Raw genomic sequence first — 12,494 nt, forward strand, 5'->3', positions numbered from 1 at the left:
CGGCGGGGCGGGCTTGTCGTCAGCCGGAAGCCCGCCCGGCCGTCATGTTCAGCGGCAGCGGACGTCGCCCCGGTCGATCTCGCGGCCGAGCAACCCGCCACCAACCGCGCCAAGCACGGTGCCGAGCGTGCGGTCGCCCCGGCGGTCGACTTCGCGGCCGAGCAGCGCGCCGACGCCGGCACCGATCAGCAGGCCGGTGGTGCCGTCGTCGCGACGGCAGCGCCAGCGACCGTCATCGCCGCGCCAGTAACCGCCGCGCTGGTCGCGCCAGCGACGGTCATCGCGGTGGCGGCGATCGTTCCAGCGACGGCGATCGCGGCGGTCGTCCCAGCGGTCGCGATCATATCCGGCCGTGGCCGAGACAGGGTGGCTGGCGGCGTCATAGCCGGCAAAAATCGTGGCGGAGGCCGGTGCGGCGGGCAGTTCGGCCGCCTGCGCCGGCGCGGCAAACACGGCCAGCGAACCGGCGGCGGCAAGGAGGGCGAGGTGTTTCATGGTCTTATCCCTTGTGGCGGCTCCCCGATGGAGCGAGACCTTTTTCGTTCAGTTAAGTCGAACGCGGGATGAATGGCGCTGTCAGGAAACGGCCAGTTTTGTTCATCTTGCGGATGCGCAAGGTGAACCGTGTCTCAGCCGAGACGGGCTGCAGCTTTCTCGCGCCAATGCGGGTTCAGCGCGGGCAGCACGGCGATTTGGGCGTATTCATCCTTGCTCGCCTTGCCGCCGATGATGGCGTGAAACACCCGCGCAACGCTCCAGTCTGCCGCGCCGATGCTGATCCGTTCGAGCGAATCGCCCGCGGCGACCTCGCCTTGCTCGATCACACGGAAATACCAGCCGCAGCGGCCGCTTTCGACGATCCGCGCCACCATGCCCTTGTGGCCGAAGCGGTGCTCGATCTTCCAGCACGGCTGGCGCGGCTGGCTGATCTCGATCAGCGCGGTGCCGAGGCGGAAGCGGTCGCCGATATGCACCATGTCCTCGGTCAGCCCGCTCACGGCAAGGTTCGACCCGAAGCCGCCCGGTTCCGCAAGGGCAGGGTGATCGCCGATTTCCCCGCGCCACCATTCATGGTGATCGATCGGGTAAAGGTGCAGCGCCATCTCCGGCCCGCCATGCACGCGGCGGTCGGCCTGCTCGTCGGGTGCAAGCCCTTCGTGCAGCACCTGCACCGCGCCTTCGCGGGGTCGTTTGGCAATCGCGCTGGTCTCCGCGCCGTTGAAGGGGCGGGCGGTGCCGGTGCAGACGGCGCTGACGATGTGCTTCATGGTGTCCTCGCGATGAGATCGATCCAGTCGCGCTGCGTACCGTCACTGGCCTTGCCCGCATAGGTTTCCTGCGCTTCGATCACGAAACCGGGAGCCTCGTAAGCGGCGACCAGCCATTCTTGCGAGGGGAAATTGTGCAGCCGTCCAAGCAGGTCGCGGCCTTCCCCGTCGCCGAGCTTGTAGCTGGAGAAGAACCAGCCGCCCGGCACCAGAGCGCGGCGGATGCGCACGAGCACATCGGGCAGGGCATCGCGGGGGCAATGCAGCAGGCTGGCATGGGCCCAGACACCGGCATAGGCGGCCTCGGCCTCCAGCTCGTCGAAGGCCATCACCCTCGCGCCAAGATCGAAGGCTTCGTTGACGCGCCTGACGAGGGCGGGGGTGGCGTCGGTCGCATCGACCGTGAACCCGCGCTGCCTGATCCGCGCCGCATCGCGCCCGCCACCGCAGCCCAGTTCAAGCACGCGTCCGCCGGGGGGCAACCGGTCGAGGAAGGTATCAAGCTGGTGGCTGTGCCGCTCGCCCGAATGGAACACCCAGTAAGGCGCGCGGTCCTGATAGAACGCGATTGTCGCCGGATCGGTGCTCAAGCGCCCTCGGTAGCCGCCGCAGCCGCCTCGCGGTCGCGCTGGGCGCGGCTTTTCTTTTCCGCGGTCGTTTTCAGCTGGCCGCAGGCCGCGTCGATATCGCGCCCACGCGGGGTGCGCACGGGAGCCGAAAAACCGCCCTGGAACACGATCTCGGAAAAGGCGCGGATGCGCTCCGGCGTCGAGGTTTCGTAACCCGCGCCCGGCCAGGGGTTGAACGGGATCAGGTTGACCTTGGCGGGCAGGTTATACTGCCGCAGCAGCCGGACCAGCTCGCGCGCATCGTCGTCGCTGTCGTTCTTGTCCTTGATCATCACGTATTCGAAGGTGATGCGGCGGGCGTTGCTCGCGCCGGGATAGTCGGCGCAGGCCTGAAGCAGGTCTTCGATGCCGTATTTCTTGTTGAGCGGCACCAGTTCGTCGCGCACTTCCTTGCGCACGCCGTGGAGGGACACCGCGAGGTTCACGCCGATTTCCTGCCCGCAGCGCTCCATCATCGGGATCACGCCGCTGGTCGAGAGCGTGATGCGGCGCTTCGACAGGGCGAGCCCATCGCCGTCCATCACCAGCGTCAGCGCATCGCGCACGTGATCGAAATTGTAGAGCGGCTCGCCCATGCCCATCATCACGATATTGGTGAGGAGGCGCCCGTCGGCGGTGTAGTGGCCCGCCTCGTCATCCTCGTCGATCGCGTCGGCATCGGAGATCATCGTCCCGCGCGGCCATTCGCCCAGCGCATCGCGGGCAAGCATCACCTGCCCGACGATCTCGCCGGGGGTGAGGTTGCGCACCAGCTTCATCGTGCCGGTGTGGCAGAACGAACAGGTGAGGGTGCAGCCGACTTGGCTGGAGACGCACAGCGTGCCCCGCGTCTCGTCGGGGATGAAGACCATCTCGAAATCGTGGCCGTCAGCCGTGCGCAGCAGCCACTTGCGGGTGCCGTCGACCGAATGCTGCGCCTCGACCACGTCGGGCCGCCCGATCACGAAGCGTTCGGCGAGCCACGGGCGCATCGGCTTGGCGATGTCGGTCATCGCCTCGAAGTCGGTGACGCCGCGATGGTAGAGCCAGTGGAACACCTGCTTGGCGCGCAGCTTGGCGGCCTTTTCGTCCAGCCCGGCCTCGGCAAACAGCTCGCGGATGCGCGGGCGCGGCAGGCCGATCAGATCGATACGGCCATCGGCGCGCGGCGTGATGTCGCGCGTGGCGGGAACCGGGTCAACGAGGCCCGGAATGGACATGAGAGCAGTGTCGGCCATGGGTGGCGGCCATATAGTGCGCCTTGCGCCGTTTGGCGAGTCAGCGCTTGGCGCACCCCACGGTCGCAGCATCGATCGCCGTGGCCGCGCCGTTCAGGCTATAGCGGTCGGTGAAGCCGCTGCCTTTGGTGCTGGTGGCCGAAACGCTCATGCGCGAGGCAGAGCGGATCGCAGCGATGATTGCGGCGTCATCGCGGCTGTCCCTGGCCCAGGCATTGCGGCCCTTGGCGACGAGGTCGAAGCGCTTGTCCCCCACTGTCAGCCGGACATTGCCCTTGGCTGCCACCTCGCGTGACAACACCATGTGCAGCGCGCCGCGCACCTTGCGGTCGGGCCAGTTCGATACCGTCGCATAGGCGGGCGCGGCGGGCCTCCCCTGCGCCTTGGCGATGGCATAGCAGCGCGCCGGCTGCGCATCCTTGAACGCGGCCCAGCCGTCGAACACGCCCAGGCTGTCGCGCGCAGCCAGCGGCGTCGTGATGGCTAGGGCGAGCGCAAGGCCAGCAAGAGCGACCAGCCTAATCATAGGCAATCGCCAGAACCTCCCATTCGCGCGTGCCGGAGGGCAGGGCGACTACGCGGCAATCGCCCACGCTCGCCCCGCGCAGCGCCCGCGCCATGGGGGAACTCCACCCGATCCGCCCTGCGCCTGCATCCTGTTCGTCATCCCCCACCAGCGTTACCGTCTGGCGGTTGTCGTCCTCGTCCGCGATTTCGACGCTGGCACCGAAGAATACGCGGCTGCGGTCAACCTGCGCGGCGGGATCGACCACCCGCACCGCCTTCATCCGCCGGGCAAGGTGCGCCAGCTCGCGGTCGATCTCGCGCATTTTCTTGCGGCCGTAGAGGTAATCGCCGTTCTCGCTGCGATCGCCATTGCCCGCCGCCCAGCTGACGATCTCGACAATCGCCGGACGCTCGGTGCCGAGCAGATGGTCGTAGCGCGCCTTAAGCGCGGCCATGCCCGCAGGCGTGATCGGCGGCCCTTGAGGTTTCATCGGACGAGGTCAGCGCAGGAAGGAATCGACCGGGCGCGGCAGGCCCGCTTCGCCCGGATACATGTGCGAATAGGTCACCGCATTGCCGATCACCCGCATGATGTAATAGCGGGTTTCGAAATTGGCCGGAATCTTCTCGACCCAGGTGACCCAGTCGATGGCGCCCGTGCGCGGATCGCCGTTCTTGCGCAGCCATTCGTTCACGCGCCCCGGCCCTGCATTATAGGCGCCCACGGCGAGCGGATAGGCCCCGCCGTAATAGCTCATCATGCGGGCGAAATAGGCATCGCCCAGCTGGATATTGTAATGCGGCGTCGCGGTCAGATCGGCGGCCATGTAATTGATGCCGAGCTTGCCTGCCTGTTCGCGTGCGGTGCCGGGCATCAGCTGCATCACCCCGCGTGCGCCCGCGTGGGAGACACGGTTACGGTCGAACTCGCTTTCCTGTCGGCCAATTGCGTGCACCATCGTCCAGTCGTTGACGAAGGAGGGGGTGGAGATGGTGGGAAAGCCGATCCGTTCCAGCCCGGCCAGACCGTTTTCGCCCGCTTTCATGCCCAGCACCACGGCCATTTCGTCCAGCCCGGTTTCGCGGGCAAGCATCCCTGCCATCAGCATTTCCTCGCGGCTGTCGGCCTCATCGCCCAGCGCTTCGAAGAAACGGCGCTCGGTGCGCCAGTCGCGGCGGTTGGTGGCGAGCGCGCGGATGGCCTTGACCAGCGGTCGCGCTTCGAATTCGGCGCGCAGGCCCGCGTCCATCGCGGGTTGCGGCAGCGGGGCAAAGGCCGGCATCGGCTGGCCCAGCGCCGAAAGCGCGAGCTGGCCGTAGTAATAATCGGGCCAGCGCGCCGCCATGTCGAAATAGACGCGGGCGGCGGCCTCGTTGCCCGATTGGCGCGCGGCGCGGCCGGCCCAGTAATAGCCCTTGGCCTTGGTCAGCGGGGTCTTGGCTGCATCGCCATAGCGCTGGAACAGCGGCGCGGCCGCCGCTCCGTCGCCCAGATCCCACAGGGCGCGGGTGCCGCCCAGCCACATCAGATCGGTGTAGCGATCGCGCAAGGCGAAGCTGAGCGTCGAGATATCGGTGCCGGGCGCGAACAGATCGTCGGTGCGGCTTGCCACCTGCACCGCATCGCGCGCGCCGCCCGCCTTGGCGAGCGCCAGCAGATCGCCGACGAAGGCCTCGGCATCGCGGGCAGGGCGGGCAAAATCGGGGCGGGTGGCAAACACCCGTGCGGCCTCGCCGGTCTGGCCGGTGGCGCGCAGATGCTTCACGAGGTTGAAGACATAGCCCGGATCGCGCTCCGAACCGGCCGGCACGGCAAGCCCGGCGCTTTCGGGCCGCGCACCGCGCAGCAGCGACAGGCGGGCGAGCGCCATCGGGCGCTCCGGCTCGGGCAGGTTCATCGCCTGCCGCGATGCGGCGTCGGCCTTGCCCTGCCACAGCAGCGCATCCATTCGCGCCGCGTGATCATCAGGCGTGAACTGCGCGCCGTAAATGCCTGACAGATAAAGCTCGATGGAATCGGCCATCTGTCCGCCGCGCCACGCCTTGCGCGCTTCGGCAAGGGCCTCGGGCCGCTGCGTCGCGGTCAGCGCCAGCGCATAACGCGCCCGGCCCGCATTGGTCAGCGGCGGGTGGGCATCGAAATAGCGGATCACCTCGTCCTGCGAGGGTGCCTCTTTCTCCAGCGCAGCCTCGGCCCGCAGGCGCAGGATCTCCATGCGGGGGAAGCTCGGATAGGCCATCACGAAGCCGGCATAGTCGGCAAAGCCGTGCTGGGTGCTGGCCTGCAGCACTTCCCAGCGGGCAATCGCAGCGTTCATGGCCGAAGGCTGGCGCGCCACCAGATTGTCCCCCGAAGGCGCGGCAAATTCCTGCGCGGCGAGCGGCGCGGCAGACGCCAGCCCGATTGCAGCAATAATCCGTGCGGAAGTCATAAGATTACGGACCATGCTGGACATAGTGCCAATCGGCTCCTTATCAGGCGCTGAACAGAAGGGGTAACGGGTGGGGGTGCCCGGCTATTCCGGTATCTAACGATGAAGGCAGGACTAAGGCAATGTTCAGCGGCTCCATTCCCGCTTTGGTGACTCCTTTTCGCGGCGGAACGTTTGACGAGGCCGCGTTCCGGCGGTTGGTCGACTGGCAGATCGAGAACGGCAGCGCCGCGCTGGTGCCCTGCGGCACGACCGGCGAGGCTTCGACCCTGTCGAATGCCGAACACCACCGCGTGATCGAGGTCTGTATCGAACAGGCGGCGGGCCGCGTGCCGGTGATTGCGGGCTGCGGTTCGAACGACACCCGCAACGCGCTGCTGCACATGAACTTCTCGCGCAAGGCCGGCGCGGCGGCGGGGCTATGCGTCGCCCCCTATTACAACCGTCCGAGCCAGCGCGGGCTGATCGCCCATTTCAGCTTCCTCGCCGAAAACAGCGACCTGCCGATCGTGCTCTACAACGTGCCGGGCCGCACCGTCACCGATCTCGAGGACGAGACCGTGGTGGCGCTGGTCAACAAGTATCCCGACCGGATCATCGCCATCAAGGATGCAAGCGGCGACCTGTCGCGCGTCGCCGATCACCGCATGGGCATCGGGCGCGAATTCTGCCAGCTTTCGGGCAATGACGAGCTGTGGCTGCCCCACGCGGCAGCGGGCGGGCGCGGGTGCATTTCGGTGACGGCCAATGTCGCGCCCAGGCTGTGCGCCGAATTCCACGAGGCGATCGCCGCCAATGAACTCAAGAAGGCGCGCCAGCTGAACGACCGCCTGTTCCCGCTGCATTACGCGATGTTTTCCGACGCTTCGCCTGCGCCGGTGAAATATGCGCTCAGCCGCGTGCATGACTGGATCGAGCCCGAAGTGCGCCTGCCGCTGGTGGAATGTTCGGACGAGGCCAAGAAGGCGGTTGACGAGGCACTGGTGGTTGCGGGCGTGCTTCCCGCCTAAAGCCCCTCGCTTTTTCGCACGCCAGCCCCTACATCGCGCGTCCCATGGCACGCCCCAAACCCGTTACTTTCGACAAGCTCAAGATCGTCGCCGAAAACCGCCGTGCGCGGTTCGATTATTCGATCGAGGACACCTTCGAGGCCGGGCTCGCCTTGCAGGGCACCGAGGTCAAGGCGCTGCGGGCGGGCGAGGCGAGCATTGCCGAAAGCTATGCCGAGGTGAAGGACGGGCAGGTGTGGCTGATCAACGCCAACATCCCCGAATACAGCCACGGCAACCGCCTGAACCACGAGCCGCGCCGCCCGCGCAAGCTGCTGCTGCACGAACGCGAGATCGAAAAGCTGTTCGGCGCGGTCGAGCGCAAGGGCATGACGCTGGTGCCGCTGTCGGTCTACTTCAACCGCACCGGCCGGGCGAAGGTCGAACTGGCGCTCGCCAAGGGCAAGCAGACCCATGACAAGCGCGCCAGCATCAAGGAGCGCGACTGGAAACGCGACAAGGCCCGGCTCATGCGCGAAAAGGGCTGATCGCAGGCCCACCACAGGCTGCCGAAAAAAATCATGGGCGCGCGATTCACCTACTGGTCAGTCTTGTGGTGCTACCCATATGGGCGCTGACCATGATGCTCCGGTTCCCCTCTTGCGATTCTGCCGCCTGCGTGCGCCTTTCGGGGGCGGACGCATGAGCACGCCTCCCAAAAAGCCCACCATTGCCGGACGCTCCAAGACCTGGGCGATGGACATCATCCGCAAGAACACGCCCACCCGCGAGGAAATGGCGCAGAACAAATATCTCGCGCCGATCGCCCACCGCTTCCTGTCGCCCGAATTGTGGCGCTTTACCCGCCGCTCGGTGCCGCGCGGCGTGGCGCTGGGGCTGTTTGCGGCCTTCATCATTCCCATCGGGCAGATTTTCCTCGCCGCCTTCCTCGCGCTGCCATCGCGGGCGAATGTGCCGCTGGCAGCGCTGGTGACTTTCGTCACCAATCCCTTCACCCTGCCATTCTGGCTGGTGGTGGCGAACAAGGTCGGCAATTTCACCCTCCGGCTCGACGCGGCGGGGCCGGCGATTGCCAATGCCCATATGGAAACCAGCGCCTGGGCGGTGGTGACCGATTTCTTTCAGATGGCGGGCGCCACCGCGTTCGGCTTCATCGTGCTGGCGGTGGTTACGCCGTCGGTCGGCTATCTGGTCGCCGGATGGGTGTGGCGCGCCGTGGTGTCGCGCAGGCGCGCCAAACGGTTGAAGGTTATGGAAGCACGGCTCGACCAGCGGCTCGGCTCGCAGTAGGACGGGGCTGACGGCCCGCACCCGATTGCGGGCCTTGCGTTACAGGAGCCCCCGCTTGTCCCGCCTGACCGGCACCCCGAAAAACACCAAGCCCGATCTGCCTGCCGATAGCGAGCAGGGCGGCGTTAGCGATAACGCGCTGCTGCTGCCGGTCCTCGGCGGTGGCATGCTCGCGAGCGCGCTGGTGCTGTTTTTCGCCACCGGCAGCTGGCTGGTGGCGCTGGCCTTTGTGCTGGGTGCAGGCGTGCTGCTGGGCGGGGTGGCGGCGTTTGACCGGATGCGCGCCCAGCCGCAGACTGACAGCTTCGCCGCGCCCGATTGGACGGTGACCGTCGCCGCGATCGAGCGTGCGGGCGAAGCTATCGCCATCACCGACCGCGCCAACCGCATGGTGTGCGCCAACAGCCTGTTCCTCCAGCACTTCGGCGCCGCCGGTGCGCCGCCCGCGCTGCCTTTCGATCGCCCGCAGCTGGAAGCCGTGACGCTGCTCGCCCGCAATGCCTGGCGTGATGGCACGGCTGCGCTTGAGGCGGTCGAGGCGCCTGACGGAAACGAATGGCAGATTTCCGCCCAGCGCGCCGGACGGGGCGAGGATCACCTGATCTGGCGCCTGCGCCCGATTGCGCGGGCCCGCGGGGCCGATCTTGGCGCGCTCGATCTGGCGGGGCCGTTCGGCAAGATGCTGAGCCGGGCGGGGATCGAAACCGCGATCACCACGGCTGACGGCGTGATCCGCGCGGTCAGCGCCGGATTTGCCGAACGGGCAGCGGGCGATGAACGCGCCACGCTGGCGGGGCAGGATTTTGTCAGCTTCCTGCGCTCTGACGAGCGCGACCGGATTTTCTTCGCCCGCGAGGGGCGCGGCGGCACGCCGCAGACGCTGGTGGATATTCCGCTGGTCGATCCCGAAATCCAGACCGCGCCGGCGGGGCCGGACGAGGCGACTTCGCTGATGCTGCTGATCGATAGCGGGGTGGGCATCGGTTCGGGCTGGGACGGGACATCGCAGGCGGGCGTGGCGCAGCTCGATGCGCTGCTTGCGCAATTGCCGCTCGGCCTTGCCATGACCGACCGCGACGGGCGCTTCCTGTTCGGCAACGAGGCGTTCCTGCGCAGCGTGGGCCGCGAAGGGCGGGGCCTGCCGCCGTTCCCGACCGATCTGGTGACGCGGGAAGACAAGGCCGCGCTGTCCGATGCGGTGCGCCGCCACGGACGCGGGCCTGCGACCAGCGGCGATGTGGCGGTGCGACTGGTCAATTCGCCCGAGGAGCCGGTCAGCCTCGGCCTTGCGGGCGTGCGCGGGCTGGGCGAGGCGGCGGTGCTGCTGTCGCTGGCCGATTCCAGCCAGGAAAACCAGCTGCGGCGGCAGGTCGCGCAGGCGACCAAGATGCAGGCCGTGGGGCAGCTGGCAGGCGGGGTCGCGCATGATTTCAACAATGTGCTGACCGCGATCATCGGCACCTGCGATCTGATGCTGCTGCGCCATATTCCCGGTGACAGCGATTATGACGATATCCAGCAGATCCGCGCCAATTCCAACCGCGCCGCCGCGCTGACGCGGCAATTGCTCGCCTTCTCGCGCCAGCAGACGCTGCGGCCGGAAATCATCCAGCTGCCTGACGTGGTGAGCGAGGTCAGCCCGCTGATCAAGCGGCTGCTGGGCGAGAAGATCACCTATTACGTCCAGCATGACCGCAATCTGGGCCCGGTGCGCGCCGATCCGCAGCAGCTGGAACAGGTGATCATGAACCTCGCGGTCAATGCCCGCGACGCGATCCAGTCGCGCGGGAACGGCACGGGGCGGATTTCGCTCTACACGCGGACCTTGCAGGCAAAGCAGGTGATCCAGCTGGGTTCCGAAGTGCTGCCCGCTGCCGATTACACCGTGCTGATCGTGCAGGATACCGGCGGCGGCATCCCCCCGCATGTGCTGCCCAAGCTGTTCGAACCGTTCTTCACCACCAAGGAACAGGGCAAGGGCACGGGCCTTGGACTTTCGACCGCCTACGGGATCGTCAAGCAATCGGGCGGCTTCATCTTCGCCGACAATATCACCGACAAGACCGGCCACCCTACGGGCGCGCGTTTCACGGTCTATTTCCCCGTCCACCGCGGCGAGGTGCCCAAAAAGCGTCCGGTGCAGGAGCTGGTCTCGTCCGACTGGTCGGCGGGCGGCAAGGTGCTGCTGGTGGAGGACGAGGACATGGTCCGCGTCGTCGCCGAACGCGCGCTGACGCGGGCGGGTTATGAAGTCACCACCGCTGCCAATGGCGAGGAGGGGCTGGCCGCGATCACCGAGGGCAAGGCGCAGTTCGACATCGTGGTGAGCGATGTGGTGATGCCCGGGATGGATGGCCCCGCGATGGTCCGCGCCATCCGCAAGCAGCTGCCGAAGATGCCGGTGCTGTTCATGTCCGGCTATGCCGAAGAACAGCTGCGCCGCGATATCGACATCCCCGACATGCACTTCATCGCCAAGCCTTTCAGCGTCGCGGCGATCGGCGACAAGGTCGGCGCGGTGCTGCGGCAGGCGCGCAGCGAACAGGGTGCAGGGGCGTGATTCCGGCGGGAAACCGCTTTGTTCACCTTGGATAAATTGCACAAGTGGCTCATGATCCCCGTCCGAGGCAGGAGGGGACAGCATGATCACACGCGCATCGATCCGCACAGGCGGGCTTTCGGCAATCGCACTTCTCGCAGGCGCAGCAGCGGCGCAATCGCTCCCCGATCCTGATGCGACTGCTCAGGGCGATGTCTCGCTCACCATCTACAACGGCGGCACCACGCTGGTGCAGGATGTGCGGCAATTGAACATCGCGGGCGGGATCAGCCGGGTCGAATTCCCCGATGTCTCGGCCAGCATCCGCCCCGAAACGCTCAGCTTCGCGGCGGCCGACACCACGATCATCGAGCAGAATTTCGATTTCGATCTGCTGACCCCCACCAAGATGATGGAGAAGGCCGTCGGCCAGACCGTCACGCTCCTGCGCACCAATCCTGCCACCGGCATCGAAACCCGCGAGCGCGCCAAGGTGCTCTCCACCGCAGGCGGGGTGGTGATCCAGATCGGCGAGCGGATCGAGGTGCTGCGCGACGATGGCCTGCCGGTCCGCGTGATCTTCGACCGCGTGCCGCCCAATCTGCGCGCCCGCCCGACGCTGTCGGTCAACCTCGATTCTGCCCGCGCCGGCACCCGCCCTGTCAACCTGCGCTATCTCACCGGCGGACTGGGGTGGAGCGCGGATTATGTCGCGCTTTACAACGAGAAAGGCGGCACCATCGACATGCAGGGCTGGGTGACGCTGACCAACAACACCGGCACCACCTTCCACCGCGCCGATACCGTGCTGGTCGCGGGCAACCCTAACGGCGGCGGCGGGCGCAGCTTCGGCAGCCGCGGCATGACCCGTGCGGGGACCGAGGCCGCCGCGCGCGAACGGCTCGGCGATTTCTACCTCTACCCGATTGCGGGCCGCACCACCGTCGCCAATGCCCAGACCAAGCAGGTCAGCTTCCTCGACGTGCAGGCCGTGCCTGCGCGCAAGATCTACTCGCGCGAGGTCTATTGGCAGCAGAACGACAGCGAGGCCGAAAACGCCGAAAGCCGCATCGCCTTTTCCTCCTCGAAGAACCAGGGTCTCGGCGATGCGCTCCCCGCAGGCACGGTGCGCTTCTACCAGCGTGACAGCGAGGGCACGCCGCAATTCATCGGCGAAAACGCCATCGACCACACCCCGATGGGCAGCGAACTCTCGCTCGTCACCGGCGAAGCCTTCGACATCACCGTGAAGGCCGAGGTCGAAAAGCGCGAGACGATCACGTCGGACGAATGGGAGAAAACCGCCCGTTACCGCGTCACCGATGGCGCAGCCACGCGCACCATCACCCTCGAACGGCCCAAGACCTATTACCGCACCACCATGCGCTACACCCTCACCAACGCCAAGGATGAGCCGGTCGAGGTGCAGGTGACCCAGACCGGCCTCAATCGCAGCTGGTGGGCCGACGATTTCCGCGTCACCGCCGAGGATATCAAGGGCGAACAGCTGAATGCCGACCGGCGGCGCTACACCATCCCCGTCCTCGCAGAAGGCGAGCGGGTGATCCGCGTGACCTACGAAACGCGGTATTGAGGGCGCGA

The 12,494-nt window shown here is 66.9% G+C and carries 12 protein-coding genes; 5 read left to right on the top strand and 7 right to left on the bottom strand.

The features are described from left to right. Window positions 1-48: 48 nt before the first annotated feature. From ACU0AG_RS03430 to ACU0AG_RS03460, 7 genes are all read right to left on the bottom strand, one after another. Window positions 49-495, bottom strand: a complete 447-nt coding sequence (locus tag ACU0AG_RS03430) for a glycine zipper 2TM domain-containing protein (protein ID WP_482780866.1) — start codon at window positions 493-495, stop codon at window positions 49-51. Between the two features lie 134 nt (window positions 496-629). After that, on the bottom strand, window positions 630-1,268 hold the full coding sequence (locus ACU0AG_RS03435) for an MOSC domain-containing protein (protein ID WP_482780867.1): 639 nt from the start codon (window positions 1,266-1,268) through the stop codon (window positions 630-632). After that, entirely contained in the window at window positions 1,265-1,858 is a 594-nt protein-coding gene (locus tag ACU0AG_RS03440; protein ID WP_482780868.1) for a class I SAM-dependent methyltransferase, read from the bottom strand. The genes ACU0AG_RS03435 and ACU0AG_RS03440 overlap by 4 nt, the downstream gene beginning before the upstream one ends. Then, entirely contained in the window at window positions 1,855-3,114 is a 1,260-nt protein-coding gene (gene rlmN, locus ACU0AG_RS03445; RefSeq protein WP_482780869.1) for a dual-specificity RNA methyltransferase RlmN, read from the bottom strand. The genes ACU0AG_RS03440 and rlmN overlap by 4 nt, the downstream gene beginning before the upstream one ends. Before the next feature lie 40 nt (window positions 3,115-3,154). After that, the gene (locus ACU0AG_RS03450) at window positions 3,155-3,640 is read right to left on the bottom strand and encodes an invasion associated locus B family protein (RefSeq protein ID WP_482780870.1); all 486 of its coding nucleotides are present in this window, start codon (window positions 3,638-3,640) and stop codon (window positions 3,155-3,157) included. Next, entirely contained in the window at window positions 3,633-4,112 is a 480-nt protein-coding gene (locus ACU0AG_RS03455; RefSeq protein ID WP_482780871.1) for a GreA/GreB family elongation factor, read from the bottom strand. The genes ACU0AG_RS03450 and ACU0AG_RS03455 overlap by 8 nt, the downstream gene beginning before the upstream one ends. 9 nt (window positions 4,113-4,121) lie before the next feature. Then, complete coding sequence (locus tag ACU0AG_RS03460) at window positions 4,122-6,068, bottom strand: lytic transglycosylase domain-containing protein (protein WP_482780872.1); 1,947 nt, start codon at window positions 6,066-6,068, stop codon at window positions 4,122-4,124. Between the two features lie 107 nt (window positions 6,069-6,175). Here ACU0AG_RS03460 and dapA point away from each other — a divergent pair, with 107 nt between their 5' ends. From dapA to ACU0AG_RS03485, 5 genes are all read left to right on the top strand, one after another. After that, window positions 6,176-7,063 (top strand): 4-hydroxy-tetrahydrodipicolinate synthase, encoded by an 888-nt coding sequence (gene dapA / locus ACU0AG_RS03465; protein ID WP_482780873.1) that lies wholly within the window; start codon window positions 6,176-6,178, stop codon window positions 7,061-7,063. A 44-nt stretch (window positions 7,064-7,107) separates the two neighbouring features. Continuing rightward, window positions 7,108-7,590: an SsrA-binding protein SmpB gene (gene smpB / locus ACU0AG_RS03470; RefSeq protein WP_069310492.1), complete on the top strand. Its 483-nt coding sequence runs from the start codon at window positions 7,108-7,110 to the stop codon at window positions 7,588-7,590. A 208-nt stretch (window positions 7,591-7,798) separates the two neighbouring features. Then, window positions 7,799-8,353 carry a DUF2062 domain-containing protein gene (locus ACU0AG_RS03475; protein WP_482781389.1) on the top strand — a complete coding sequence of 185 codons (555 nt, stop codon included), beginning with the start codon at window positions 7,799-7,801 and terminating at the stop codon, window positions 8,351-8,353. Window positions 8,354-8,519: 166 nt separating this feature from the next. Then, complete coding sequence (locus ACU0AG_RS03480; RefSeq protein ID WP_482781390.1) at window positions 8,520-10,913, top strand: hybrid sensor histidine kinase/response regulator; 2,394 nt, start codon at window positions 8,520-8,522, stop codon at window positions 10,911-10,913. An 82-nt stretch (window positions 10,914-10,995) separates the two neighbouring features. Further along, window positions 10,996-12,486, top strand: coding sequence for a DUF4139 domain-containing protein (locus tag ACU0AG_RS03485; RefSeq protein WP_482780874.1), 1,491 nt, complete (start codon window positions 10,996-10,998; stop codon window positions 12,484-12,486). Window positions 12,487-12,494: the final 8 nt, after the last annotated feature.

The sequence above is a fragment of the Erythrobacter sp. RANMB8 genome, assembly GCF_056848235.1.